Origin of the sequence: Pseudofrankia coriaricola, from assembly GCF_001854805.1 — a bacterium.
Classification (GTDB): Bacteria; Actinomycetota; Actinomycetes; order Frankiales; family Frankiaceae; genus Pseudofrankia.
Genome location: NZ_MBLO01000248.1, coordinates 27421 through 54400 on the forward strand (window position 1 = coordinate 27421; position 26980 = coordinate 54400).

Sequence of the window (26980 nt, forward strand, 5' to 3'; positions counted from 1 at the left end):
GGCGGAGCCATTCGGCTCGTCCGGCCTGGAGCCGCTTACGGGTCATGGCGGCGGCGAGCCGCTGGAGGGGCAGGTCATCGACCGGGCCACCGGTCGTCCGGTCGGCATCCCCGCCCAGGACGCCCGTCTGGCCGGCGCGCCGTACTTCGGCTCTGGCCCGTTCGCCGGCGATGGCACCGATGTGGACCCGCGCACGCGCGGGGTCGACGCGCGGGACGGCCACGACCCCGACCGTGCCGGTGACCACGGCATCGCGTTCTCCGGCCTGTCTCCCGAGCTGGACGACGGCGCGGGCCAGGTTCTCGACGGCGCGGTCCTCGACGCGGACCAGGTGATCGACGTCGATCCGGTGCTCGATGTGGACCTGCGGGAGCCGCTCGACGAGCTGCCGCGCTGGGACCCGCTCTCCGATGACCTGCCGGAGGAGCTAGCCGTGGGCCTCACCACCGAGTCGACGACGGCCGACGACCTGCTGGCCCGCAGACCGCCGTGGCCGGACGGCCTTGACCCGGACGGCCTCGACCTCGACCGCGTCGACCCGGACAGCGTCGGCATCGACGGCCTCGGCTCGGGCAGCCTCGGCATCGACGGCGTCGACCCGGACAGCGTCGGTTTCGACGATGCTCGCCTGAACGATGCTCGCCTGAACGGCATGACCGGGCCCATCGCGCCCACGTTCTCCGACCCGGACGCGGCCTCGACCGCGCGTTCGGGCCTGTTCGGCCTCATCTCCGACGTGCCCGGCATCTCCGACGTGCCCGGCCCGCGGCCCGTCGAGCACGTCCCGGTGGAGCACCTCCCGGTCGCCGACGGCCTGCCCCAGGACCCGGGAGCCATCGACCCGTTGGCGGGTCAGGGCGTCGAGCCGTTCCCGGCCGAGGCCGCGGCGGACCGCGTCGACGGGACGTCCGGCGACGACGCGCCCGAGATCCCGGCCGTCGGCGACGGCTACGCCTCCCCCTTCGGGGACGTCCTCGCCGACGTCACCGATCGCGCCGCGGCCCCGGACGGCGGGTTCGTCCCGGACCCCGGCCCCGTCTCCGATGGTGAGCCTGTCTTCGACGACGGCCGGATCTTCGACGACGACCTCGCGACCCGCTCCGCCGCGTTCGGCGGCCCGATGTTCGATGACGGCCGCGTCTTCGACAGCGGTGCGGTTCTCGACGACGGCCCAGTATTCCCCAGGCCTGGCGGCTCGTTCGACGACATCCCGGCGTTCCCGGCCCCCGGCTCGTTCGACGAGCGGCTCGGCTTCGTCGGTGATCTGGGCGGCGGCTACGGTGAGGATCTCCCCGGCGACGCCCTCGGTCCCGTGCTCGACGACGCGCTTCCGGCCCCGGTCGGCAACGGCGCCTTCGAGCCCACCGACGACGGCATGGCCGACGCGGAGGCGCGCGGCCTCACCAGCTCCGAGGAGACCGCCGGCGCCGACAACGGCGGCGCCCTCTCGGACGTCGACATCCCCATGGATGAAGGCGTCTTCGAACTCGCCGACGAACTTCCCGCGGGCGAGCCGGAACCGGCGACGTGGAGCGGCACCGCCGAACCCGTCGAGACCGGCATCCCCATGGACGAAGGCGCCTTCGAACTCACCGACGAACTTCCCGCGGGCGAGCCGGAACCGGCGACGTGGAGCGGCACCGCCGAACCGGTCGAGACCACCGAACCCGTCGAGACCGTCCTGGCGGACGACAGGGACCACCCCGGCGAGGACGGCGAGGAACCGTCCAACCCACCGGGGCCGGTGCATCCGGACCAACCGACCGAGCGGGCGTTCATGCTGTACTCCGGCTTCTCCGGTGAGCGAAGGCACGTGGGTTTCCAGATCGGGACGCTGCCGGAGCCGGCGATCCCGGAGCGCGCGGTACCGAGCCTGGCCGCGCCGTCGCCCCTGGCCGCCGAGCCCGGCGTCCTGGCGCCCGTCTCCAGCGGTGGCGCCGTCCCGCTGCGGGCCCGGTTCGCCGGCAGGCCCGCGGCGGCTGATGGGTCTGTGACGGCTGATGGGTCTGTGATGGCTGATGAGCCAGTGACGGCTGACGGGCCCGTGGAGGAGTCCCGCCACGGCCGCGCCGGCGGGTTGGCGGCCGACGACGAGCTGGCCGATGCCTACCAGGTGGCCCAGGACGAGGACGTCCCGACGACGCCGGCACAGACGGCCGAGGCCGCGGGCACGAGCGCCGCCACCGCGACGCCGGGCACCCCCGCCACCCCGACGGCGGGCGAGGCCCCGGCAACCTGGCCGCTGAGCATCCCGGCGGGCCGGCCGGTGAGGGCCGCCGTCTACAACCGGTTCTGGCACTCGATGGGCGGCGGCGAGCGCCACAACGGCATGATCGCCCAGGTGATGGCCGCCGACGGCGTCGAGGTCGACATCCTCGGTCACTCGGACGTCAATCTCGCCGACCTCGGCGCGCACCTCGGTCTGGACCTGTCGGGCTGCCGCTACGTCCGGATCCCGGACCGCGGCGAGGAGGACCTGTCGGTCCGGTCCGGTGAGTACGACCTGTTCGTCAACGGCTCCTACATGAGCCGGGTGCCGACCCGGTCGCGCAAGGCCGCCTACCTGTGCTTCTTCCCGACACCGTTCGACCACGACATGGCGGCGTGGCGCAAGGCGGCGGTGCGCTCCGCCGGGCCGCTGCTGCGCGGGGTGCGCCCGGCGGTCGACTTCGGCCTTGGCTGGTATCCGCCGGAGGGCGGCCGGGTGCGCCAGTGGCGCTGGTCGTCCGGGAACGCGGTGCTCGCGATCTCCCCCGGCACCCAGCGGGCGCTGCGCGCCGACTTCGGCCGGCCGGGCGCTCCGACCGGCACCTCGCTGCGGATCGTCGGTGCCAGCGGCGAGACACTCGCCAAGATCGACGTCGGCGCGGAGTTCGTCGCGCACGAGATCCCGCTGCCCGAGTCGCCGACCGGCACCGAGATCACCCTGATCTGCGAGCCGTTCACCCCGGGCCCGGCCGACGTGCGCGAGCTCGGCGTGGCCATCAGCCGGCCGCGGGTGGCCGACGCGGACGAAGGCCCGCGCGCCAAGGTGGCGCTGCGCTTCCCCTGGCTGCTGCGTGACCCGCACGACCTGGCCTGGATCGACCGCTACGACGCGGTGATGGCCAACTCCGACTACACCCGCGGCTGGATCCGGCGGATGTGGCGGCAGGAGGCCGACGTCCTCTACCCGCCGATCCAGGTCGACCGGCTGCACCCGGCGGCCAGGCGGGAGAAGACCATCATCACCGTCGGGCGGTTCTTCTCGCCCGGGCTCGGGCACGCCAAGCGCCAGCTGGAGATGGTCCAGTGGTTCGGCGAACTGCACGCCAGCGGGGCGCTGCCCGGCTGGACGATGCACGTCGTCGGCGGCATGGAGGACTCGCAGAAGCCGTACGTCGAGCAGATCAAGAAGGCCGCGGCCGGCCTGCCTGTCGAGGTGCACCCGAACGCGGCGCGCTCCGACGTCGAGCGGCTGCTGTCCACGGCTTCGGTGTTCTGGTCGGCGACCGGGTGGGGCGAGGACGAGCGGCGCCGGCCATGGACGGCTGAGCACTTCGGGATGACGACGGTCGAGGCGATGGCGGGCGGCTGCGTGCCGGTCGTCATCGACCGCGCCGGCCAGCGCGAGATCGTCCGGCACAGCATCGACGGCTTCCGCTGGACGGAGCCCGACCAGCTGATGTCGTTCACCCGCCGGCTCGCCACCGAGGAGGACCTGCGCGCACGGCTGGCCACCGAGGCGGTCGGCCAGGCCCAGCACTTCTCCGACGCGGCGTTCGCCGAGCGCTGGCGCACGATCGCCGCGCGCCACCACCTGTACGAAGGCTGACGCGCGCTGAAGACGGACGGCCGGGCGCCCTTCCGGCGCCAGAACAGGGGCATCCACGGCGGGTGGGCCCGTATCCCGGGCGCTCCGGTGCGAGGAACTCACCTGCCAGCCGTGCGAACGACCGCACATCTGACGACCATGCGCCTAGGGGGCCAAAGGGTGTGCGAAAATGATCTTCCTTCGCACACCCGGCGGCCGCTGTCCCCAGGATCACTAGCGGCCCTAGCGGCCGCGCACCTGGCGGCCGGCCGTGGAGCGGGCCTCGGGGCGGACGACCGGTGAGCGTGGACCAGCCGCCGCTGCGGGTGGTGCTCGACGGCACCCCGCTGCTGGGCCGGCGGACCGGTGTCGGGCGCTATGTCGAGAGCCTGCTGGCCGGGCTCGCCGACCTGGTAGGCGACGAGACTCTTGGCCTGACAGCCGGGACGATCGCCCTCGGCCGAGGCGCCGCGGGCCTCGCCAGCCGTGGCGGCTCCGGCCGGCCTGGCGGCGCGGTGGCGCCCAGCACCGGAGCGGGCCGAGGCACGAGCGAGCGGCGCTCAGCCGGCGAGGCCACCGAACCGGCCGAGCCGACGCTGGCCACCCGCGCGGCAAACGGTCGCTCCCCTGGCAGGGCGGCCCGCTCCCCCTCGACGCGGCCGCTGGAGCTCGCCGCGACGGCGTTCACCTGGCGGGGCCTCGCCGGCCTCACCGAGGCTCTGCCGCCGGGCATCACCCCCGCGGCGCGTCGGGTGCCGGCCCGGCTCCTGCAGGAGATCTGGGCGAGCGGCGAGCGGCTGCCCGTCGAGCTGCTCACCGGGCGGGCCGACGTCGTCCACGGCACGAACTTCGTGTTGCCGCCGCTGCGCGCCGCGCGCGGCGTGCTGACCATCCATGACCTGTCCTACCTGCGCACCCCGGACACGGTCAGCGCCGCCTCCGCCCGCTACACCTCGCTGGTCCCGCGCGGGCTGCGGCGGGCGGCGGTGGTGATCACCCCGAGCCAGGCGGTCGCCGAGGAGGTGATCGCGGCCTACCGGATCGACCGCGACCGGGTCATCGCCACTCCCCTCGGCGTGGACGACGCCTGGTTCGGCGCGGCGCCTCCCAAGCCCGGCTGGCTCGAGGAGCGCGGCCTCCCCGAGCGCTACCTGCTGTTCGTCGGCACCGCCGAGCCGCGCAAGAACCTGCGGACGCTGCTGTCCGCGCTGCGCGGCCTGCACGGCACCTACCCGGACATTCCACCGCTGGTGCTGGCCGGCCCGCCGGGCTGGGGGGCGGCGCTCGACACCGCGGGGCTGCCCGCCGGGGCGGTCGTCAGCGCCGGCTACCTCGACGAGGCCGACCTGCGCACGGCCGTCGCCGGGGCGGTCGCGCTGTGCTTCCCGTCCCGCTACGAGGGTTTCGGCCTGCCGCCGCTGGAGGCGCTCGCCGCCGGGACACCGGTCATCGCCTCGGACATCCCGGCGATACGCGAGGTGACCGGCCCGGTCGTCGGCGTCGCGGTCCGTCTCGTCCCGCCCGCGGACGCCGACCGGCTGGCCGACGCCCTGCTCGACGTGATCGACGGCGGCCACCGCGGCCTGGCCGACGGCTCGGCCCACGCCACCGGCGCCACCCCGGCCGGCACGGCGGACCCGCGCCGCGCTGGCCGTGAACACGCCCGCACCTTCACCTGGCGGCGCACCGCCGCGCTGACCGCCGACGTCTACCGCCGCGCCGCCGACTCCTGAGCCGCCCGGCGAGCTGGCCGCCTGAGCCGCCCGACCGGTTAGTCGCCGGGTCGGGCGGTGGACTCGGTGGCGGCGGCCAGGACCTCCGGGCCGCCGACGGCGGCCTCCGTGGGCAGGACGGACGACGCGGATACGGACGACTCAGATACGGACGACTCAGGTACGGATGACGCGGGCGTGGTCGGCCTGTCGACGTGGACGTCGACGTGGACATAGCGGCCGCCGCGCAGGAGGGACGCGGCGGCGGCGATCAGGGTCATGACGATCGCCATCGCGAAGACGATCGTCAGGCCGTGGTGGAACGGACTGGTGATCAGAGAGGGGAAGAACTCCTTGCCGGTCAGCGTCTGGGCATCGCCTGGCGGCAGACTGGCCAGCGTGTCCTGGCCGACTAGATGCTCGATGGGGTTGTAGCCGAGGAACGCGGCGAACAGGCTGCCGACCGGGGGCAGTGAGCCGACCTGGCCCGCCACGTCCGCGGGCACGCCGTGCGAGGCGAGACCGCCCGTCAGGGTCCGGGGCAGCACCGAGGCCAGGCCCACGATCATCAGCGAGAAGAACACGCCGATGGACAGCACGCTGCCCGAGTTCATGAACGTCGACCGCATGCCGGACGCGCTGCCGCGCAGGTCGGCCGGTACCGAGTTCATGATCGCTGTCGTGTTGGGCGCGGCGAACAGGCCGGAGCCGATACCGTTCAGCAGCAACAGGAGCGCGAACGTCGTGTAGTGGAAGTTCGTCGGGATCAGCAGCAGGCCGCCGAACGAGCACGCGCAGAGCAGCAGGCCGCCGGTGGAGAAGACCCGGGCACCGAACCGGTCGGACAGCGCCCCGGACACCGGTCCCGCCGCCAGGAATCCGACCGTCAGCGGCAGCATGTAGATGCCGGCCCACAGCGGTGTCTCTTCGTAGTCGTAGCCGTGTAGCGGCAGCCAGATCCCCTGCAGCCAGATGATCAGCATGAACTGCAGGCCGCCGCGGGAGATCGCTGTCAGCAGCAGGGCGATGTTGCCCGCGGCGAAGGACCGGATCCGGAACAGCTGCAGCCGGAACATCGGGTGCTCGACTTTGGTCTCGAGGACGGCGAACGCGCCGAGCACGACCACGCCGCCGATCAGCGCGGCGAGCACCTTCGGGTTCGTCCAGCCCATCGTGTGTCCGCCGTAGGGCTGGATGCCGTAGGTGACGGCGGCGAGCAGCGCGGTCAGGCCGACGGCGAACGTCACGTTACCCAACCAGTCGATCTTCGAGGCGGATCGGCGGCCATTGTCCCGCAGGCTGATGTAGGCCCAGATCGTGCCGACCAGGCCGATAGGCACGTTCACCCAGAAGATCGCGCGCCAGTTCCACTCGGACAGCACGCCACCCAGGACAAGGCCGATGAAGGAGCCGCCGAGCGCGGCGACCTGGTTGATGCCGAGCGCCATGCCACGCCGGTTGGCGGGGAACGCGTCGGTGATGATCGCGGCCGAGTTGGCCATCAGCATCGCGCCGCCGATCCCCTGAATGATCCGCACCACGATCAGCCAGATGGCGGCCTTCGCGCCGGTCCACGGGGTGAGGGCCAGGGCCGCCGAGGCGACGGTGAAGACGGCGAAGCCGGCGTTGTAGATCCGCACCCGGCCGTACATGTCGCCGAGCCGCCCGAGCGAGACGACCAGCACCGCCACCGCCACCATGTAGCCCATCAGCATCCAGAGCAGGTAGCTGATGTTCCCTGGCTGCAGGGGGTCGAGCCCGATCCCCCGGAAGATCGCGGGCAGCGAGATGATCACGATAGAGGCGTCGATCGAGGCCATCAGCACGCCTACCGTCGTGTTCGACAGCGCGATCTTGCCGTAGTGCCGCCCACGGTCGGCCGACACGGCGTCACCGGCCCCGGCGGAGTCGGCTCCGGCAGAGTTGGCGCCAGACGCGGCCGGACTGGGTGGCGAGGGCGGCCTCGGGGTCATCGTCGGTGCTGCTCCCGTCCGGGCCGGCATCCGGCGCCGTCGGAGATGAGCCCGCGGACGCACGCCACCGAGCAGGCCCGACAAGTCGGCGGCACATACTTGCTTAACACAAGCTAACGATCGACATCTCAGCACATCCCAAAATCTGACGTTCACGTAACTGATCGACTCCCGAGACGTCACGACCAAGGTCACGCGGCGTCCGGGGGCGAGCACAGACCCGGCGATCCCGGCGACGTGCCGAGCCTGGCCAGCGCGCGCCGACGTGGGTTGGTGTGTGCCGGCGCGCGCCGGCGTGGGCCGGCGCACAGGCTCGGGCCGGCGTGGGCGGGCGCGCCGGCTTGGGCAGACTTCGACGGACAAGCTTCGACGCGTGACGATCGGCTGGCTACGCAAAGTCGGGAAGAATCTTCCCGGACGGGTGTCGATCCGTCCAAGAGCCGTTCGTCGGATCCGTGAGCGGTCCGAGAGGCGGGCCGCGAGACGACAGGGGACATGCGATGGCGCAGTACCTGATCCTGATCTACGAGGACGAGGCTGGCTATGTCGCCGGCGGCCAGGCCGCCACCGACCGGGCGATGCGCGAGCACACGGCGTTCGGGGAGAAGAACGGGCCGTCCCTGCGTGGCGGCAACGCCCTGCAGCCGGTCGGCACGGCGACGTCGGTCCGCTCCGACAGCGCCGGCGGGTTCACCGTCACTGACGGCCCGTTCGCCGAGACGAAGGAGGCCCTCGGCGGCTACTACCTCGTCGAGGCCGCCAATCTCGACGAGGCGATCGCGATCGCGAAGGAGGTCCCGGCGCCGTTCGGCGGCGTCGAGGTCCGCCCGATCATGACCTTCGAGTAGGCCCGACCACCCGATGCGCACCGCCGAAGTGGCCGCCGCGGTCGCCGATGCGCACCGGCGCGAGTGGGCGTTCGTTCTCGCGGCGACGGTGCGCGTCACCCGTGACCTCGACGTCGCCGAGGAGTGCGTCCAGGAGGCCTACGCCCGCGCGCTGACGGCCTGGGCGGATGAGGGGATCCCCGCGCGGCCGGGCGGCTGGCTGACGACGGTCGCCCGGCGGCGGGCCATCGACCTGCTCCGCCGGGACGCGGCCCTGCGCCGCAGCCTGCCCCTGCTCATCGAGGACGAGGCCGCGCCGGGCCCGGAGGACGAGGTCACCTCGCCCTCCGGGCCGCGCCCCGGTTCCCGGCCCCGGATGCCGGCACTGGACTTGGCGGACCTGCCGGTGGTCGAGGGCGCGGCCGACGATCGACTTCGGCTGATCTTCACCTGCTGCCACCCGGCGCTGGCGCCCGAGGCGCGGGTGGCGCTGACCCTGCGGCTGCTGTGCGGGCTGACGACGGCCGAGGTGGCGCGGGCGTTCCTCGTGAGCGAGCCGACGATGGCCGCCCGGATCACCCGGGCCAAGAAGAAGATCACAGCGGCCCGGATCCCGTACCGGGTGCCGCCGCCCACCGAACTGCCCGATCGGGTCGACGCGGTGCTCACCGTCGTCCACCTGCTCTTCACGACCGGTCACACCGCGCCCGCCGGTGCCGACCTGGTCCGCCGCGACCTCGTCGAGCGGGCGCTGGACCTCGCCAGGATGCTGCGCCTGCTGCTACCCGACGACCCGGACGTCGCCGGCCTGCTCGCCCTCATCCTGCTCACCGACGCCCGGGCGGCCGGCCGGGTCGGCCCCGACGGGCGGCTGCTGCTGCTCGCCGAGCAGGACCGGGCCCAGTGGGACCGGGCCGCGATCGACGAGGGCATCGCTTTGGTCCGCGAGGGGCTACGCCGACGCGGGCCCGGGCACGGCCCGGGGCGGCTGCCCGGCCGGTACCCGCTGATGGCCGCGATCGCGGCGGTGCATTCCGGCTCGCCCAGCTGGGCCGACACCGACTGGCGCGAGATCGTCGGCCTCTACGGCCTGCTGGCCGCGCGCTGGCCGTCGCCGGTCGTGGCCCTCAACCGGGCGGTCGCGGTCGGTTTCGCGAACGGGCCGGCCGCCGGCCTCGCCGCGCTGGATGACCTCGCCGCCGAACCCCAGCTCGCCGGTTACGGCTATCTCCCCGCCGCCCGTGCCGACTTCCTGCGCCAGCTCGGCCGCCCGGGCGAAGCCCGCCTCGCCTACGAGGAGGCCCTCACCCTCACCGACAACTCCGTCGAACGCGACTTCCTCGCCACCCGCCTCCGCCAGCTCGACCAGCCCTGAGGCCCGGGCACCGGAGCCGGGGACAGGGGCCGCAGGCCAGGGAGCAGGACCAGGGGCCAGGCGGTCGGGACCGGGGAAACCGAAGGCAGCCATGGGACACGGCGGTCCGCGGGCGGCGCAGCGGTCACAGTTGGTCACGGCGACGAGGGGCAGGCCGTCAGCCGGCCGAGGCCAGCTCCCGTGGGGCGGCGGCCAGGACGAGCAGCTCGTCGACGGACCACTGGTCGTAGGCATGCTCGCCGTACTTGGCGGCGAGCACCTTGCCGTCGGGCGCGATCAGGAAGTCGCCGGGCAGGCCGAGGCGGCCGTGCGGCTGGCGCCGCGCCGGCGGCCGGTCCCGGCCCCGCAGGACCGCCCAGGTACTGCGGGCGACCCCGCCGATGACCGCGCCCCACGCCCGCGGGTCGAGCAGCGCGCGGGCAGCCGACTCGACGCCGAACTCCACGTAGAGCCGTCTGTCCGGATCTGCGATCAGCGTCAAAGGCAGCTCGTCGGCATAGCGGGCGAGCTCGGCCGCCGGCGAGTGGAAGACGACGACCTCCCGCACCCCTGCGCCTTCGATCTCGGCGACCCGACGGGCGACAGAGCGAAGGTGCAGGTTGCAGATGGGACAGCCGGCAAACCGCCGGAACTGCAGGTGAACGAGCCGTCCAGCCGGATCGGGGACCGGTATCGGCGGGCCGGCGACAGGCACGAGCTCGCGGACGGCGACCACGTCACCGGGCCGCACCGGGTTTCGCGGGGTATACATCAGGATCTCACTCCCACCGTAGGCGTACAGGGTACGCCTACCAGCGTAGGCGTACCCTGTACGCTGTCAACCCACTGAAGCCGCACCCCCAGCTGACCGCTCCTCCGAGCGGGACGTCTCGCCGGCCGCCACGGGTCACCGGCCCGGCGACCCGCTGGCCCGCCGACCCGCTGACCCGAGGACCCACCGACCCGCTGGCCCGGCGACCGCCGGCCCGGCCCGACTACCCGATGGACGATCCCGATGCCGCGCCGCCCCTCGCTCACCCACCTGCAGCTGGCGTCGGCGGCCCTCGACGTCGTCGACCGGGACGGCCTCGCCGGACTGACCATGCGAGCGGTCGCCGCCCAGCTCGGTGTGAGCACGATGGGGCTCTACCGATACGTCCAGGACCGGGACGAGCTGGAAGAACTGGTCGTCGAGACCGTGCTCGGCGAGATCGACACGGATCCGCCTGGGCCGGGCGATGCCGCGTCCTGGCGGGAGCAGCTCACGGTGATGGCCAGAAGGCTGCGCGACACGGTGGGCACCCACCCGTCGACGGTCCCGCTGGCGCTCACCCGCCGGTACCGTTCGACGGCGATCATGCGCTGGTCGGAGACAGTGCTCGCCATCCTGGCCGGCGCCGGCATCGACGGCGAGCGGCGCGTGATCGCGTTGCGCAGCCTCCTGGCCTACGCGATCGGCGCCATCCAGCTCGAGCACCTCGGCGGCCCATCCGGCCTCGATGCCCTGGCCACCGTCCCCAGCTCCGCCGTTTCGTCCGAGTTCCCGTTTCTGGCGGACAGCGCCGCCGCGGCGGCCGGCGTCACCCGCGACGACGAGTTCGTCGGCGGCGTGGCCCTCCTCCTGGACGGCCTAACTCCCTGAAGCGGATGTGCGCGGTCGATGATCGCGGCGATCTCCTCCTCGGGGCTTCTCCGCGATGGTCTAACTCACTGAAGCGGATTTCCCGGCCGCCGGCCCGAAGGTGACCTAGGAACCCCGCGTGTTAGGGCATTTGACCTGCCGATATTTGGGCCGGTCTCAGCGTGAACAGTTCCGGTCTCACCTTCCCGGCGTTTTTAAGGACTTGGCCTCTTGATATTTGGTGCCACTTTCATGATCTGGTGGAATCTTAGAAGCTGGGGCTCCGAGGATCCCACCAGATCATGAACGGCCCCGCGTTCAGCGCCAAGGTGCACGACGAGGCGCGGCCATCCGGCCGCTCGTCCCGCCCATACCAGGGTAAAGCGAAATGCACCTAGTCAGGATTCTTCGCGATCTTCGCGCGGACCGTTGACCTGCGGTGATGCTGGTCGATCTTGGCCTAGCCAAGCGGCATTGAGGCGAAGCGAGAACATGCCGGAGCCCTGAAGGTGGCCTGACAGGACACACACTTGAAGAGCCGTTTGCGGCAGCCGGGGCCTCAGGAGCCGAGGCTGGCCCCTACCTCGAGGTCGACGAGGATCCCGGTCTGCACCGTGCCGACCTGTCCTGGCTGTAGGGCGGTCCGAAACCGCTTCGGCGACGTGGTCACGTCCTCGTAGGACGGTGGTTCGCCGGTCGGCTGCCAGTTTCTCGGCCCGACCTCAATCATGCGGCACGTCTGGACTCGAATGCCGCGGATGGTCCCGTGGGTCTCCGGGAACGACTCCGGAACACCAGCGTGGTGGTCCTCGCCGATGTAGCCGGTAAGCCGGACCGGGCCCGCCGTTGGCTGACGGGCCACCCAGAAGAGCGACAGGCCGTCGGCGACGTCGGGCGCTCCCAGCCACGTGCCGTGGCGGGGGTTGTCTGCCGGCATCGACGCCGTTTGGGCGCCCAGGTGCGCGGCAACCAGGTCCAGCTCGACCAGTCCGGCCCCGTCGGAGCCGTCCCGCTCCGACTGTGCCGTGAACACGAGCTGCCATCTCACGTGGTCTCCCACCGAGGGCGGATCCATGCAGCATTCGATCTGCCAACTCTCGACGTGCACAGGCAGGCGCATGTCCACATCGTCCCGGGCCGATGGCCGCGGCATCCGAGATATCACCTCGACGACACGACCGATCTTCGGCGCGCCCGACTCAGTCCGGCGTACCAGGGATCTGCCGGCTTGGAGACTGCCGTCGCGGGCCGGTGCCGGTTGGCTTTCCCGCCGCGGTCAAATGTCGCCGGTTCGACGCCTGATGCCGAGACTTGCCGCGACGGTCATGACCCGCGACGCTTCGAACCTGTTCTCCCCCTACGGAGGACGACCCGGCGACCGACCTTGGAGAGGCGGGAAAGATGACAACTGAGGCCGGTAGCCCAGCGGTGCCCACAGGCCCGTTAGTGATCCTGGGGACAACGGCCGCCGGGTGTGCGAAAGAAGATCATTTTCGCACACCCTTTGGCCCTCTAGCTGGCAAGGCCGCGATCGTGACCGGCGGCGGGCAGGGAGTCGGCCGCGGCATCGCGCTCGCGCTGGCTGGTGCCGGGGCGCGGGTGGTCGTCTGCGGCCGTACCGAGCCGACGCTCGACGCCGTCCGCAAGGAGATCGAGGCGCGCGGCGGCACGGCCCTGACCATCCGCTGCGACGTCACCGTGCCCGCCGACCTCATCCGGCTCGTGGAGCTGACCGTCGCCGCGTTCGGGACTGTCGACATCCTCGTCAACAGCGCCATGACCGTGCCATTCGGGACGCTGCTGGACATCAGCGAGGAGACGATCGCGGCCGGCTGGGAGTCGGGCCCGCTCGCCGCGCTCCGCCTGATGCGTTTGTGCCATCCCTACCTGCGGGGCGGCGGCTCGGTCGTCAACGTCTCCTCCGGCGCCTCGATCGCGCCGATGACCCACGACCGCGCCGTCTACGCGGCAACGAAGGCCGCGCTGAACTCGATCTCGCGCGGCGCCGCCGTCGAATGGGGCCCCGACGGCATCCGCGTCAACACGATCATGCCGTTCGCGCACTCCCCAGCTCTCGAGCGTTTCGCCGCCGACGAGCCCGCGGCCATGGCCGACGTCCTCGCCACCATCCCGCTACGCCGCACCGGCGACCCCGAATCCGACATCGGCCAGGCCGCGGTCTTTCTGGCCAGCCCAGCCGCCGCCTACATCACGGGCGCGATCCTCCCGGTAGACGGCGGCGCCGCCTACGTCCGCTGACAACAGGTCAGGAGCTTGGAGTCGGGTCGGCGGTGGGTGGGGCGTTGGCCACGACCGGTCGGGGCATCGGCCGGTGGGCGAAGGTCGGACGGCGGTTGACCCGCGGACGTGGGACGGGCCAGGTGGGGACGGCCGCGGTGGCGAGAGACCACAACGCGGTTGTGAGGAGGGCCAGGCCGACTAGCGCGACGAGGCCTAGCGTCCACAGCGTGAACGTGGGCGCGTGGGCTCCGCTCACGACCAGCGCCGACCGGAGGCGGCCGACCGTGTCGTACTGGTGCAGCGCCGGGAGCTTGAACGCGAGCTCCCGTCCCGTCATGACACAGGTCATGAGGGCGAGCGCGGCGACCGTGACGACGGTGGGCAGGCCGCGGCGCGCGCCTGGCAGCGCGGCGAGCGCGGCCGCGAGGAGCAGCGTCGCGACCGGTACGGCTGGCAGGAGGTAACGGGCGAACCACGCACCACCGGCAGCGACGTAGCCGACCAGCGTGGCGGCCGCGACCGCGACATGCAGCATGATCAGCACCCATGCGAACGCGCCCGGCGCCCGGCGACGGCACACGCCGAGAAAGCCCGCCGTGGCGTCTCGCGTCCCACGCAGGTCGGGCTCGGGCGCCAGATCAGGCACGGGCCCGGGCGCCAGATCAGGCACGGGCGCCGGATCGGAGGCGCCGTCGTCCGGCGCCTCGCGGGCGGGCGGCAGGGCGATCGGGCCGGCCGACGGCAGTGCCCTCCGAGCCGCGAGCAGCCGCGCGCCGCGCGCCCACAGGACCGCGCACCGGCGGGCGGTCCAACGCAGCGCCGCCAGCGTGAGGCCCGCGACGAGCACCAGCAGGACCAGCTTCGGCCCGTCCGTCAGGTCACGGCCGTCGGTGAGCAGGCGCGGGCGGCCGTAGAAGCCCCGGTAGATGGCCCAGGCGAAAGCGCGTGAGTGCAGGATCTCGCCGGCCGTCATCGGCTTTTCCGATATCGGGAACATTTTGGCGATCAGGCCGCTCGCCGTGAGATCGCCGTAAAGCTGGATGTTTCTCCAGTAGAACCAGCCGATTCCCGCGCATACGACCGCCGCGCCACCCGCCACGGTGGCGATCCCGAATCCAAGTCGGCGCCACCTCCCGCCGGAGTGGAGTGCGACGGCGATTCCGGCGACCGGCAGGAGAAGCCCCGCCTCGAGCACGCCGCTCGCCCGGGTCGCCGCCGCCGCGAGCACCACGGCCGCCAGGCAGAGCAGGCGCATCGCGGACGGCCCGCGCCGTAGCAGCGCGACCGTGGCCGCTAGGCCCGCGACGATCGTCGCGAGGGATAGCCCGTCGTTGTAGAGCTGGCCGCAGGAGTTGACGAACATTCCGACCGTGCCCATGACCGCCGCCGTGCCGACGGCCAGGTCCGGGCGCGCGGGTACTAGCTCGCGCACCAGCCAGGCGATCGCGGCGAGCGCCGCGATTCCGAAGACGACGTTCAGAAGCCTGGCCGCGCGGAAACCGGCGATCGGGTGGCCGCTGTGAATGCCGGCCTCGAGTGGGACCGACTGGATGGCGTAGAACAACGGCGGATGATTGGCCGTGTAGGTCAGCTGGGTGTTGCTGTGAACTCCCCGTGGCCCGTGGGCGCAGGCGGGCATTCCACCGGCGGACGCCATCTCGACGGCTACCGACAGCGGGCGGCCATTCCCGGCACTACCGGCCGTTGGCCGAGGGGCGGTGCCGGTGCCGGTGCCGCCGGCCGTCGGCCGGCCCGGCTGGGGCGCGCCGGTCTCGGCAGCCACCGGTATCGCCAAAGGCGGGCTGGACGTCGGGGGCCGGCCGGTCTCGCCCGCGCGAGGCCCTTCCCTCGTTCCGGCGCCGGGGACGGTGGCTGATCCCCGTCCGGACCCACCCTCGTGGGCCAACCGTGCGCGGGCCGCTTCGAGGCCGGCCCTGGCTTGTTCGGGGGTGACGACGCAGTCGGCGGGGATGCCCGGCATTCCGGGGAGGAGGGAGCGGACCGGGGTGTCGATCACCGGCAGGCTGCCGCTGCCGACCTCCAGGGCGTAGGAGGTGTGCTGGGCCTCGTCGGCGCTGGTGAAAGGCGGAATGGCGAGTGCTGTCAGTGTGGCAAGCGCGGCGAAGACCAGGCTCGCCCCGGAGACCCCGACCACCACCCACCGCCGCGTCGCCGAGCGACCGGCACCCCGGTCATTACCCGAACCGGGGTCATCACCCGAACCGACGCGCCTACTGACACGCGTACCGACAACCGCTACCGCGCGACGCCACCGGGCGGCGATGTGGACACGGAGGGCGCCCCTGGCGCCGATGCCATGCGTCTTCTCGCTGTCGCCGATCTCGCGGTGGTCGCAGGCGTGCCCCGACCGCCGCTCCCCTGCCGTCCCCACCTGGCATCCCGATTATCGCGGGCGGCCGGGCCTTCGTCGGCCAATGCGCCCGGAGAAGACGTTAGCGGGCCCACTCCGACGACCACGCACGCACCCGGTGGAGCCAGGCGATTTACGTCAAACCGTTCTGCTCTAGAGCAATCCGGCTTTCAGGTCTGGGCGGCCGAACCGTGGGGCGTGGAGTAGGGGCGGCGCGACGGGTCGGCGGCGCCGGGCTCGGCAGCCGCCGGCAGCGGGGCGAGGTCCGCGATGGCGGAGAAGTCGTCTTCGCTCTGGCCGCGGCGGGCGGCCTCGGCGGTGAGGCCGAGCACCGCCTGGGCGAGGCCGAGCTGGCGCGGGGTGGCGCGGACGGCCAGCCTGACGTCCTTCGCGAGGGCCTCGACGGTGAACGCGGGCGGGGTGAAGTTCCCGGACTCGATCATCGCCCGCTTGTAGCCGAGGACTCCGCCCAGGAACCCGCCGGCGAGCTCGTCGAGCACGACCTCGCGGTCGAGGCCCAGGTCGACACCGAGCGCGACGGTCTCGGCGACGGCGGCCATCGCCTCGGCGAGGGTGAGGTTGACGACGAGCTTCAGCGCGCTGCCCGCGCCCACCTCGCCCACCCGGACGATCCGCTCCGGATCCCCGAACAGCTCCAGGGTCGGCCGGGCGGCGGCGAGGTCGGCCTCGCTCGCGCCGACGAGGATCTTCAGCTTGCCCTCGCGGGCCGGCCCGAGCGTGCCGACGACCGGCGCGTCCACGTATCGCAGCCCGGCGGCGGCGGCGGCCCGGCCCAGCTCGCGAGCCGACTCCGGCCCGACCGTCGTCGCGTTGATCACCAACAGCCCGGCGGGCGCGGCGACATGAACCGACTCCATCACCTCACCGGCCGACTCCGGCCCGAACAGCATCAGGACGACCACGTCGGCGTCCGCGACGGCGTCCGCGACGGAACCGGCCTCGCGGGCACCGGCCGTGACCAGCTCGGCAGCCCGGCCGGGCGTCCGGTTCCAGACGGTGAGCTCATGCCCGCCGGTCAGCGCCCGGGCCGCCATCAGCTGGCCCATCTTGCCCATTCCGAGAAATGCCACCCGCACGTTCGGCCTCCCATCGTCGCCGTGCGACTTCCGCCACGAACGATGGCCTACCCGGCTCAACCGGCCTCGCCCGCCAAGCAGCACGGATCCAGTCACGGCGCGGTCACCAGCGGTGTTGTCGCCACGACCGCCCGCGACGCACCTCTCATCCCACCAGAGCGCCCGGCCGGACTCGAACTCCAGCGCCAGAAGGCATACCCGGACCGGGATCACCCGTCGCTCCCAGCCCCGCCAGGCCGCCTTGATCACGTCCAGCGTATGCACAAATCCGGCAAAGCACGACAGGGAACGCCGACATCCATACCTGGCGGCCGATCAAGCCGCGGAAACCGCACCCACCTCGCCCATGACCTCCAGCCCTGCATGCGGACTGGCGCCGGGCGACGCGGCCGCGGCCGTCCGGGGCCCGGCTCATCGGGCCCCGGACGGCCGCACGGCCTGGGTCTGCCCGGAGGGATCCGACGGGCCGGCAGGACTGGACGGTTCGGGACGACCGGGCACGGGAATCGCGACGGCCGGCGCGGGGACGGCCTTCGCCGTGGCCGGCACGGCGACGCCATCGGCGTCGGCAATGTCGCCGGCCGCGGCAATGTCGCCGGCGGCGGCAATGTCGGCCGCGGCAATGTCGCCGGCGGCGGCGAGGCCGGTGCCGATGGCGGCCGGCGTCGTGGTCTGGGCCGGCGCGCCGCGCAGGGCGCGCGCGAGGCTCGCGGCGCCGAGGACGGCGCCGGCGCCGAGGACGCCGAGGACGGACGAGAGATAGCGGTAGTCGAAGCCGGCGGTCAGCGCGCTGATCGCGAGCACCGACAGGCCGCCGGCGCCCGCGAGCCAGTACATCGGAGGAGGGCCGGGCCTGCGGCGGCGCCGGGCCACCGGGACGGCGAGCAGCCCGGCGAGCAGCCCGGCGCCGACCAGGGGCATCGGCGCGTAGCCGAGCCGCGAGTAGTCGGCGAGCCGCTCCGCGAGCCCCGTCCGCAGGGTCGTCACGACGTAGTAGCCGTCGGCCGAACTCGGGTCGCTTTCCGGCAGGACGTTGGTGAGCGTGTCCGGCAGCTCCCAGGTGTCGGCGCGGGACGTCCTGGCGTTCTCGTGCCGCGTCGGGGAGAAGTAGCCCACCAGATAGTCGCCCGACGTCCGCAGCATCATCCACGGCTGCGCGCGGACGATGTCGTCCGCGAACTCGCCGGCGAGCTCCTCTCGGCCCTTGGGGATGCGCGCGTGGCCCTGGCGTAGCGGCGACTTCGCCGGCCACAGGTAGGTGTCGGGCTGGGTGCGCCGCGCCACGGGCCGCGTGTCACACAGGGTCCGCAGCACGGGACGGTCCTCGGGCAGCGCGGCGCAGTCGGCGAACGGCGCGACCCGGCCGTACAGGAAGTACCCGGAGTGCGCCGAGACGTTGAAGTGCTTGCCCTCCGAGAGGCTCCACCCGCTGTACGCGCACACCGGCGCCGCCGCCGCGCCGACGAACGAGAGAGCCACGGCGAGTACCCGCATGATCCCGCGGACCCTCTCCGTGCCCTGCTCGCGACGGGCCCGGACGGCGGCGGCCGTCGCGGTCACGACCAGGACGGCGAACGCGACGGCGAGCGGTCCGTAGCCGACGGTCCGGACGGTGAGGCTCGCGCCGAGCAGCAGCCCGGCGAGCGCCGCGGCCCACACCCGCGGCCGGCCGGGCATCGCGAGCAGCAGCAGCCCGAGGCCCGTGAGCACGCTGAACAGCGTCTCCGCGAGGACGAACTGGCCGAGGTCGAGCACCCAGGGCGACAGCAGCATGGGCACGGCACACAGCGAGGCCACCCACGTCCGCCGGGTCACCCGGACGGCCACTGCGTACAGCACGATGCCGACGGCGAACGTCAGCGCGTGCTGGATGATCACTAGCCGGGTGAGGTGGGCCTCGCCGTCGACCAGCCGCAGGAACATCGGGTAGCCGGACGGCCGCCAGTCCTCGGGCCACAGGCCATGCCATGCCTGATCCAGGTAGGCGCCCGAGTCGCCCAGGTACATCAGCGCCGGCTGGTAGGTGACCACGACCAGCACCCTGGCGACGAGCGCCACCAGCGCGACCACACCGAACAAAGCGTGCCGCCGCGCCCACGCGCGCAGTCGCCGCCGCGCTCCTGGCCGCCACACCGCCGACCGCCAAGCCGCCGACCGCCAAGCCGCCGACCGTCGAAACGCCGCGGGGCTCGGGGCGCCATCCGTGCCATCCACGCCAGTCGTGTCGATCGTGTCGGTCGGCTCTGGGCCGGGAGGGGTCGTTGAATCCACGACCGGCTGTGTCGTCACGGTCGTGACCGGCTGGTCAAGCGGCGTCGCCATCGTCGTCAGTGTCCCAGCCGATCCCGCCGTGACGGCTCCGCCCTCCCCGGTGTCTCCCCGTGTCTGCACCCCTCGCACGGCATGACCTGCGCGTCAGGCGCCGCCGGGCAGCCTTCGCTCCCGGCCTCCCGCCCTCCCGCCTCATCGCCCCTTCGCCGTCGCCTCCCCCTCGGAGCGTCACCCCTCGGAGCGTCACTCCGTCGGAGCGCCGTTCCGGCGTCGTCACGTCATGCCGCCCGCACGCCGCTGGCGGAAGTCGCCTCGTGGAGGTGACCCAGATCTCTGCAGGCTCGGAATTTTTGCGTTGACTGCAAACTTGTAGGAGAGGCAAAGTTGTAGTGCACGCACGATCGACCGGCCCGGCACCGCGTCCAGCCCCGACGCGGACCCTGATCCCGCCGCCGCGGCCGGCGACCGTGCAGGGCGCGGAAACGCGAAACGAGAACCGCGAACGACGGACCCCCAAGGCCCGGAGGCGCACCCTTTGGAGACACGCAGATGAATTCGCCACGCAGCGCCGCCCGGGCCATGACCACCCGGCTCACCCGGACGAAGGACGCAGCTCGAACCTCGACGCTCGCACCCGCCGGCCCAGCGGGAACTCCAGGAACCGGCGGTACCCGGGCCTCGAACCTCACCGGCGGCACAGCGGCCGGCGCCGCCGGCGATGGCCGCCGGATCTGGCTGATCGTCGCCGCTCTCGGCACCGGCCTGCTGCTGGCCTCGCTCGACCAGACGATCGTGTCGACGGCGCTGCCGACGATCGTCGGTGACCTGGGCGGCGCCTCGCACCTGTCCTGGGTGGTGACCGCCTACCTGCTGGCCTCGACGGTCTCGACACCGATCTGGGGCAAGCTCGGCGACCTCTACGGCCGCAAGCGCTTCTTCCAGGCAGCCATCGTGATCTTCGTGGCCGCGTCCATGCTCGCGGGCCTCAGCCAGTCGATGACAGAGGTCATCGCGTTCCGCGCGCTGCAGGGCCTGGGCGGCGGTGGCCTTGTCGTCGGCGCGATGACGATCATCAGCGACCTGGTCTCGCCCCGGGAGCGGGGCCGCTACCAGGGCGTGTTCAGCGCGCTGTTCGCCGTCTCGTCGGTGCTCGGCCCGCTGCTGGGCGGCCTGTTCGTCGATCACCTGTCCTGGCACTGGATCTTCTACATCAACGTTCCGGTCGGCGTGGCCGCGTTCGCCGTCGTCACCGCGGTGCTGCCCGCGATCCGCAACCGGGCCAAGACCTCGATCGACTACCTGGGAGCCGCCGTCCTCGCGGCCGCCACGACCTGCCTGGTCCTGTTCACCAGCCTCGGAGGCTCCTCGATCGCGTGGAGCTCAGCGACGAGCATCGGCCTCGGGGCCGGCGGTGTGGCGCTGCTGGGCCTGTTTGCGCTGGTCGAGCGGCGGGCGGCCGAGCCGATCCTGCCGCCCCGGCTGTTCACGCTGAAGGTGTTCAACATCGCGAGCCTGATGAGCTTCGTGGTCGGCTTCGCGATGTTCGGCTCGATCATCTTCCTGCCGCTGTTCCTGCAGGTCGTCAAGGGCATCGACCCGACCGTGTCCGGCCTGCAGATGCTGCCGATGAGCCTCGGCCTGATGATCGCCTCAATGACGACCGGGCGGCTGATCTCCGCCTTCGGCCGGTACAAGGTCTTCCCGATCATCGGCACCGGCCTGATGACGGTCGGCGTGGCGCTGTTCTCGCTGCTGACCCCGGACGTCTCGACCCTGCGGCTGAGCCTGTCGATGTTCGTCTTCGGCGTCGGGATGGGCATGGTCATGCCGGTCCTCACCCTGTCGGTGCAGAACGCGGTCGACCCGCGGGACCTGGGCGCGGCGACGTCGGGCGCGACGTTCTTCCGCTCGATCGGTGGCTCGTTCGGCACCGCCGTGTTCGGCACGATCTTCGCGAACGTGCTGGCCGGCAAGCTGGCGCACCTGGTCGGCGGCGCCCCGCTGCCGGGCGGGGTCACCGGCTCGAACGTGAGCCCCAAGCTCATCGCCGGCCTGCCCGAGGCTCTGCGCACCGGCTTCATCCAGACCTACACCGACTCGCTGCAGGTCGTCTTCCTGGTCGCTGTGCCGATCGCGTTCCTCGGGTTCCTGACCGCCTGGCTGCTCCCCGAGCTGCGCATGCGCCGCAGCAGCGGTCTCGACGCCCGCACTGAGGCCACCGCGGCGGCCGACGCTGGGCTGGTCGGCACGGCCGACGCCGCGCTGGTCGGCGCGACGGCCGGCCAGGCCGCCACGGCGGGGCACGCCCGGCCGCGGACCACGACCGGTGGAACGGTCGTCCCGGCTCCGCGCCTGGCCGACCTCGGCCTGCGCACGGCCAGCGGCGACGAGCCGGAGCTGACCATCCCGGACACGGTTCCGGCGGACCTGATGCTCTCCGGTGACCTGGCCAGGCGCGGCCGCTCGCCCAGGCACGACGGTTGAGCGAGGCGCCTGGCCACGGGTCCTGCCCGGACACCCGAAAGGGTTGCCGGGCAGGCCCCGTGGCCAGGCCGACCGGGCCCAGCGGCCCGCGATCAAATCTTTTCACTGGCTGCAAACTTGTATTGACGGCAAACTTGTAGAGTACGCAAGATACGGTGCGGACGATCGACCACCGGCGCCGGCGGCGACCGGCCGAGAACGACCGGTCGCGCGGCGGCCGGAGCGACGAACGAACGCCGACGAGCACCACGAAGCGAGCGGGCGCGAGGGAGGAGGAACGGGCGATGGGAGTGAGTGCCGGTGTGGCCGAGCCCACCGAGCTCGGGCTGCGCGAGCGCAAGAAGCGCCAGACCCGCGACGCGATCCGGGAGGCCGCCGTCCGCCTCGTCGCCGACCGTGGCCTCGAGCGCGTGACCGTCGACGAGATCGCCCAGGCGGCGAACGTCTCCCCGCGCACGTTCTTCAACTACTTCCGGTCCAAGGAAGACGCCCTCGCCGGGATCGACGAGGACGAGATCGAGGAGACGTGCGCCGCGTTGCGCGCCCGGCCGGCCGACGAACCGCCGCTGCGTGCGCTCGCCGCGATCCTGACCGCCCGGCTCGAGCGCAGGATGCTCGACCCGCGGATGCACCAGGCACGGGTGCAGATGCACCAGAGCCACCCGCAGTTGTTCGGCGCGCACGCCGCCACCTGGCGCAACTTCGAGCGGCGCCTCGCCGAGGTCATCGGCGAGCGCACCGGCCTGTCGGCCGACGAGGACCCGTACCCGGCGACCGTCGTCGCCGTGGCGATGGCCGTCGTCCGGTCGACGATCTCCCACTGGCAAGGAACCCAGAACCCGTCCGCGGCGGCGCTGTCGGCGAACCTGCGGGCGGGATTCGACAGCGTCGCCCGCGGCCTCGCGCCGCCCGCGTCCGGGCAGCCGGCCGCGTCCGGGCAGCCGCGCGCGGCCCCAAACCCGCCGCCGGCCACGCCGCCGCTCGTGACGCCGGCCGACGCCACGCCCGCCTGAACCCATCGAGCCCGGCCCGACTGAGCACGGACCGACTGAGGACGGACCGCGCCGCGCCCGGCGCGCGAACCCCGCCGACCATGCCCCGCCCAGCCGCCGAGGGAGAACGTGATGGCGTCACCCAGCACAGCGAGCCGGTCCCCGGAGCCCACCCCTCCCGCCTCGCCACCGGCGGCGGACGTCCTGGACAAGCCGGGAGGACACCGGGTCGGCCTGATCCTCCTCGCCCTTGGCGTGGGCATGCTGCTCGCCGCGCTCGACCAGACGATCGTGTCGACAGCGCTGCCGACGATCGTCGGCGACCTCGGCGGCGCGGAGCACCTGTCCTGGATCGTCACCGCGTACCTGTTGGCCTCGACGGTGTCCACGCCGCTGTGGGGCAAGCTCGGCGACCTCTACGGCCGCAAGATCTTCTTCCAGGCGGCGATCGTCATCTTCCTGGTGGCATCGGCGGTCGCGGGGCTCAGCCAGTCCATGGGCCAGCTCATCGCGTTCCGCGCGCTGCAGGGCCTGGGCGGCGGCGGCCTCATCATCGGCGCTCAGACGATCATCGGTGACGTGCTGTCGCCGCGGGAACGGGGCCGCTACCAGGGCGTGTTCAGCGGCCTGTTCGGCTTCGCGTCGGTGGTCGGCCCGCTGCTCGGCGGCCTGTTCGTCGACCATCTGAACTGGCGGTGGGTCTTCTACATCAACCTGCCGCTCGGCGCGATCGCGCTGATCATCGTCGCCTCGGCGCTGCCGTCGACCCGCAACCGGGTGAAGCGATCGATCGACTACGTCGGCACGCTCGCACTCGGCGGTGCCGCCACCTGCCTGGTGCTGTTCACCAGCCTCGGTGGCACAACGCTGGCCTGGAGTTCCCCGGCCAGCATCAGCCTGGTCGTCGGCGGCGTGGTGCTGCTGGTCGCGTTCGGCTTCATCGAGCAGCGCGTGGTTGAGCCCGTGCTGCCGCCGAGGCTGTTCGCCAACCGGGTCTTCAACGTCTCCAACCTCATGGGCTTCGTGTGCGGTTTCGCGATGTTCGGGGCCATCACCTTCCTGCCGCTGTTCCTGCAGGTGGTCCAGGGCATCGAGCCGACGATGTCCGGCCTGCACCTGATACCGGTCATGGGCGGCATGCTCGTGTCGTCGACCCTCACAGGGCGGCTGGTGAGCAGGACGGGCCAATACAGGGTTTACCCGATCGTCGGCAGCGCGCTGATGGCGATCGCGATCGTGATGCTCGCCACGCGGATCACCCCGGGTATCGGCTCGGCGGAGCTGGTCATCTACATGCTGCTGCTGGGTCTTGGGCTGGGCGGCGTCATGCCAGTGCTGGTCGTGTCGGTGCAGAACGCCGTCGAGTTCCGTGACCTCGGGGCGGCCACGTCTGGTTCGGCGTTCTTCCGATCGATCGGCGGCTCGTTCGGCACGGCCATCCTCGGCGCGATCTTCGCGAACCAGCTGACCAGCAAGCTGGCGACATCGCTCCACGGCGCCGCGCTGCCGCAGAACTTCAGCCCATCGGAGGTGAGCCCGAAGCTGGTCTCGGGCCTTCCGCCCGCGGTTCGCCAGGGCTTCGAGGGCGCGTACACCGACGCGATCCAGGTCGCGTTCTGGGTTGCCGCTCCGGTCGCGGCGATCGCCCTTGTCCTCAGCTGCTTCCTGCCCCAACTGAGCATGCGCTCGAGCAGGCATGTCGCGGAGACCACCCCGGCGGCGCTAGGCGCCGGGGTGGAAGCCCCGGTCAGCGGCGCCGCCTCGCTGAGCGAGGCCGCCGCGGCGGACGGCGACGTCACCGCGGGCGCTACCTCCAGCAACGGCGCTGCCAGCACGGCGGGCGCGAGGTCGACCACCGGGTAGAACACAGAAAGTGATCGCGCGCACACGGCTGAACGGGCCGCTGGCGGCCGATCACGGGAGCCCTGGCCGATCCCCTGGGTGCCCGGCGACCACGCCCGAGGCACCAGGCCGCCGGGGTCTCACCGGAAACCCGATCCGTGGCACGTCAGCCAGCCCATAGACAGGCTGAGTTGACACACTTCGCGGCACCGCCATTGATGTGTGTTGGATGAGCAGGCCTATAGGCCGGCCTAAATGACACAGTTCGACATCCAGCACCCGCTCGGGCGTCCCGGCCGCAAGGGACGAGACCTCGGAGCCGCCGCGGCACGCCCCACCCCGACAGCGGCGGGGCGTGCGGGCGGAACCACAGCCGCGACCCCGCGCACCATGGTCGGGGTTATCGAGAACCCGCCACCGCATCCGCCGCGTCCGCGCCAACGACCCCGCCGGGCTCAGGGCTGGTGGCGCCCGCGGCGGATGGCTTCGCGTGGTCGTCTCCGGCCAGCCCCGCCGGCAGGTCGCGCAAGGACGAGCGGGAGACGACGACGAGCGCCGCCACGACCAGCGCGCCGGTGGCCGCGAGGATCGTCCAGGTGACACCCACAGGGAACGGAGCCCAGCGGGCGATCGCGGCTGCGGCGTCCGGGATCCGCGCCGGGGTGAAGGCGACGCCGCGGCCGAGCCAGTAGTAGCTGCAGATGGCCAGCAGCGCGAACGCCTGCATGAGCACCGCGCCGACGAGCAGGATCACCGGAGTCCAGCACGCGCGCCGGCCGAGCAGCCGGGCAAGACCCGCCACGGCGACCACGGCGATGCCGACGACGCCGAGATAGAGGTAGCGGCCTTGGACGGCGATGCCGCGGGTGTAGCGCTCGTAGTCGGCCCAGCTGCGCTGGCCGACCGTCACATAGGCGAACACGGCCGGCAGCAGCAGGACTGCCGGAACCGCGGGCGTGCGCAGCCGGCCCAGCCAGCGCCGCCCGGCTGGCGCCGCCGCCATGTCGGCCGCGGCCCGCGCCGGGATCGGCGGAACGGACGACTCCGCGGGCCCGCGTCCACGCCCGCGTGGACCGGCGAGGCCGGTCGCGAGCCCGACGAGGCCGACCGCGACGACGACGACGGTCGCGGAGACGATCGCGATCGGCGTCAGCTGCGGCGGTTCGAACATGCCCAGCCCGGCCCAGAACCGGTTGAACATGGTCTGGACGAAGTACCACAGCCAGGTCCAGAACGAGTCGGGCAGCAGCAACGGCTCCCGGCGGGGCGGGTCTACCCCCCAGCCGTTCGGCTGGACCGCCCCGTAGAGCACGTAGTTGCGCACCCACCACCAGCCGCCGCCGGCGAGCCCCACGCCGAGCGCGATGGCCGCCGGCCGCCACGGCAGCGAGGCGAGCGCCGCGCGCAGGCGGGCACGGCGCGGCTCGGTGCCGGCCGGCCTCGCGTCGCGGTCGCGCAGCCAGCCGACCAGGTAGGCGGCGGCGACCATGAGCGGCAGCAGCAGGGCCGTTCCTTTGGACAGCAGGGCCACCGTGAGCCACAGCCCGGCCCAGACCGCCGTGCGCGCCCGCCGGTCGCCTCGCAGCACCCCTGCGAGGACAAACGTCAGGGCGCTCGCGGACAGCATGAGGATGCCGTCGTTGTTGAACGACGAGCCGACCCGGGTGAGGCCGGGAACCGCCAGCGGCAGCACCGCGGCGCCCCGCGCCACCATCTCGGCGAGGCCGAGGCGGCGTGCCGTCGCCCAGGCCAGCAACGGCAGCGGCGCGACCAGCAGGATGTTGAGCAGCCGCAGGACATAGACCTGTTCGTCGTAGGCCCAGTCGTCCGAGCCTGGCAGCGCGGACAGCAGCCCGGCACCGACGGCGTAGACCAGCGGCGGGTGCTGCACCATCTGGTTCGACAGCCGGCCGTCGGTGACGGGGTCCGGCCCACCGAGCTCGTCGAACGAGCCACGCTCAGGGCGTGGCGTCGGGGTGATCTCGGCGAACGACGGCGAGCCGCGTCGCTTGCCGCCGGACTGGAACATGTCGGCGTAGTCGCCTCGGTCGAAGTCGTCCGAGGTCGCCGCGACCCCCTTGGAGATCGTCTTGTCACCCGGGCCGGGCCAGCCGGCGCCGTGCTGGAGCCCATAGACCATGTCGACGTGCTGCGCCTCGTCGTAGCCGGCCCACGTCGGGTAGATCACCGAGTAGGTAGCAAGCAGCGCGACGTGCAGCGCGGTGATCAGCAGCACGGCCGCCGGCACCCGCCGGGCCAGCGCCCCGGCGGCCCCGGCCGCTTTCCCGGGGGCCCGCCGCGGGCGCCGCACGCGCCGCGGGTGGTCCGGCGCGCCGGCGGCGGCTGGTCCGCCGGATGGGTCGGGCGCGGTCGGCTGGGAGGGAATCCCCATGCCGCCCGCC

General features: G+C 72.7%; 16 protein-coding genes. 9 read left to right on the plus strand and 7 right to left on the minus strand.

What is annotated here, in order from left to right; all coding sequences use genetic code 11:
* Positions 1–2302: 2302 nt before the first annotated feature.
* Together BCD48_RS34980 and BCD48_RS34985 are read left to right on the plus strand one after the other, a co-directional pair.
* Positions 2303–3814 (plus strand): glycosyltransferase, encoded by a 1512-nt coding sequence (locus tag BCD48_RS34980; protein ID WP_241842245.1) that lies wholly within the window; start codon positions 2303–2305, stop codon positions 3812–3814.
* 278 nt (positions 3815–4092) lie between these two features.
* Positions 4093–5526: a glycosyltransferase family 4 protein gene (locus BCD48_RS34985; RefSeq protein ID WP_241842237.1), complete on the plus strand. Its 1434-nt coding sequence runs from the start codon at positions 4093–4095 to the stop codon at positions 5524–5526.
* A 38-nt stretch (positions 5527–5564) separates the two neighbouring features.
* Here the strand turns inward: BCD48_RS34985 and BCD48_RS34990 are convergent, their stop codons facing one another.
* Positions 5565–7478 carry an MFS transporter gene (locus BCD48_RS34990; protein ID WP_083419666.1) on the minus strand — a complete coding sequence of 638 codons (1914 nt, stop codon included), beginning with the start codon at positions 7476–7478 and terminating at the stop codon, positions 5565–5567.
* A 500-nt stretch (positions 7479–7978) separates the two neighbouring features.
* On the opposite strand from BCD48_RS34990, the gene BCD48_RS34995 reads away from it, so the two are divergent.
* Positions 7979–8326 carry a YciI family protein gene (locus BCD48_RS34995; protein ID WP_071052697.1) on the plus strand — a complete coding sequence of 116 codons (348 nt, stop codon included), beginning with the start codon at positions 7979–7981 and terminating at the stop codon, positions 8324–8326.
* 13 nt (positions 8327–8339) lie between these two features.
* Positions 8340–9680: an RNA polymerase sigma factor gene (locus tag BCD48_RS35000; RefSeq protein WP_071052698.1), complete on the plus strand. Its 1341-nt coding sequence runs from the start codon at positions 8340–8342 to the stop codon at positions 9678–9680.
* 157 nt (positions 9681–9837) lie between these two features.
* Here BCD48_RS35000 and BCD48_RS35005 read toward each other — a convergent pair whose 3' ends face one another.
* Complete coding sequence (locus BCD48_RS35005; protein ID WP_071052699.1) at positions 9838–10431, minus strand: peroxiredoxin-like family protein; 594 nt, start codon at positions 10429–10431, stop codon at positions 9838–9840.
* 243 nt (positions 10432–10674) lie between these two features.
* Between BCD48_RS35005 and BCD48_RS35010 the strand changes: the two genes are divergently transcribed.
* Positions 10675–11301, plus strand: a complete 627-nt coding sequence (locus BCD48_RS35010; protein WP_071052700.1) for a TetR/AcrR family transcriptional regulator — start codon at positions 10675–10677, stop codon at positions 11299–11301.
* A gap of 538 nt (positions 11302–11839) precedes the next feature.
* Here the strand turns inward: BCD48_RS35010 and BCD48_RS35015 are convergent.
* A complete protein-coding gene (locus BCD48_RS35015; RefSeq protein ID WP_071052701.1) occupies positions 11840–12433 on the minus strand; it encodes a DUF6578 domain-containing protein in 594 nt (197 codons plus the stop codon).
* A gap of 380 nt (positions 12434–12813) precedes the next feature.
* Here BCD48_RS35015 and BCD48_RS35020 point away from each other — a divergent pair, with 380 nt between their 5' ends.
* Complete coding sequence (locus BCD48_RS35020) at positions 12814–13539, plus strand: SDR family NAD(P)-dependent oxidoreductase (RefSeq protein ID WP_241842238.1); 726 nt, start codon at positions 12814–12816, stop codon at positions 13537–13539.
* A 7-nt stretch (positions 13540–13546) separates the two neighbouring features.
* On the opposite strand, the gene BCD48_RS35025 is transcribed toward BCD48_RS35020, so the two are convergent.
* The 3 genes from BCD48_RS35025 to BCD48_RS35035 all read right to left on the minus strand — a co-directional run bounded on the left by BCD48_RS35025 (position 13547) and on the right by BCD48_RS35035 (position 19059).
* Entirely contained in the window at positions 13547–15679 is a 2133-nt protein-coding gene (locus BCD48_RS35025) for a hypothetical protein (protein WP_198543522.1), read from the minus strand.
* A 383-nt stretch (positions 15680–16062) separates the two neighbouring features.
* Positions 16063–16989 (minus strand): NAD(P)-dependent oxidoreductase, encoded by a 927-nt coding sequence (locus BCD48_RS35030; RefSeq protein WP_083419684.1) that lies wholly within the window; start codon positions 16987–16989, stop codon positions 16063–16065.
* Between the two features lie 411 nt (positions 16990–17400).
* Positions 17401–19059: a hypothetical protein gene (locus tag BCD48_RS35035; RefSeq protein WP_241842246.1), complete on the minus strand. Its 1659-nt coding sequence runs from the start codon at positions 19057–19059 to the stop codon at positions 17401–17403.
* 750 nt (positions 19060–19809) lie between these two features.
* Between BCD48_RS35035 and BCD48_RS35040 the strand changes: the two genes are divergently transcribed.
* From BCD48_RS35040 to BCD48_RS35050, 3 genes are all read left to right on the plus strand, one after another.
* Positions 19810–21744: an MDR family MFS transporter gene (locus BCD48_RS35040; RefSeq protein WP_241842239.1), complete on the plus strand. Its 1935-nt coding sequence runs from the start codon at positions 19810–19812 to the stop codon at positions 21742–21744.
* Positions 21745–22028: 284 nt separating this feature from the next.
* Positions 22029–22757 carry a TetR/AcrR family transcriptional regulator gene (locus BCD48_RS35045; protein WP_083419685.1) on the plus strand — a complete coding sequence of 243 codons (729 nt, stop codon included), beginning with the start codon at positions 22029–22031 and terminating at the stop codon, positions 22755–22757.
* A gap of 111 nt (positions 22758–22868) precedes the next feature.
* Positions 22869–24599 carry an MDR family MFS transporter gene (locus BCD48_RS35050; RefSeq protein ID WP_083419667.1) on the plus strand — a complete coding sequence of 577 codons (1731 nt, stop codon included), beginning with the start codon at positions 22869–22871 and terminating at the stop codon, positions 24597–24599.
* A 379-nt stretch (positions 24600–24978) separates the two neighbouring features.
* On the opposite strand, the gene BCD48_RS35055 is transcribed toward BCD48_RS35050, so the two are convergent.
* Positions 24979–26970: an ArnT family glycosyltransferase gene (locus tag BCD48_RS35055; RefSeq protein WP_116271768.1), complete on the minus strand. Its 1992-nt coding sequence runs from the start codon at positions 26968–26970 to the stop codon at positions 24979–24981.
* Between the last annotated feature and the right edge of the window lie 10 nt (positions 26971–26980).

What these genes read in the sequence shown, in the direction of transcription:
- BCD48_RS34980 (WP_241842245.1), top strand. Translation starts at nt 2,303, where the DNA reads ATGGGCGGCGGCGAGCGCCACAACGGCATGATCGCCCAGGTGATGGCC.
- BCD48_RS34990 (WP_083419666.1), bottom strand. Translation starts at nt 7,478, where the DNA reads ATGACCCCGAGGCCGCCCTCGCCACCCAGTCCGGCCGCGTCTGGCGCC.
- BCD48_RS34995 (WP_071052697.1), top strand. Translation starts at nt 7,979, where the DNA reads ATGGCGCAGTACCTGATCCTGATCTACGAGGACGAGGCTGGCTATGTC.
- BCD48_RS35000 (WP_071052698.1), top strand. Translation starts at nt 8,340, where the DNA reads ATGCGCACCGCCGAAGTGGCCGCCGCGGTCGCCGATGCGCACCGGCGC.
- BCD48_RS35005 (WP_071052699.1), bottom strand. Translation starts at nt 10,431, where the DNA reads ATGTATACCCCGCGAAACCCGGTGCGGCCCGGTGACGTGGTCGCCGTC.
- BCD48_RS35010 (WP_071052700.1), top strand. Translation starts at nt 10,675, where the DNA reads ATGCCGCGCCGCCCCTCGCTCACCCACCTGCAGCTGGCGTCGGCGGCC.
- BCD48_RS35015 (WP_071052701.1), bottom strand. Translation starts at nt 12,433, where the DNA reads ATGCCGCGGCCATCGGCCCGGGACGATGTGGACATGCGCCTGCCTGTG.
- BCD48_RS35040 (WP_241842239.1), top strand. Translation starts at nt 19,810, where the DNA reads ATGAATTCGCCACGCAGCGCCGCCCGGGCCATGACCACCCGGCTCACC.
- BCD48_RS35045 (WP_083419685.1), top strand. Translation starts at nt 22,029, where the DNA reads ATGGGAGTGAGTGCCGGTGTGGCCGAGCCCACCGAGCTCGGGCTGCGC.
- BCD48_RS35050 (WP_083419667.1), top strand. Translation starts at nt 22,869, where the DNA reads ATGGCGTCACCCAGCACAGCGAGCCGGTCCCCGGAGCCCACCCCTCCC.
- BCD48_RS35055 (WP_116271768.1), bottom strand. Translation starts at nt 26,970, where the DNA reads ATGGGGATTCCCTCCCAGCCGACCGCGCCCGACCCATCCGGCGGACCA.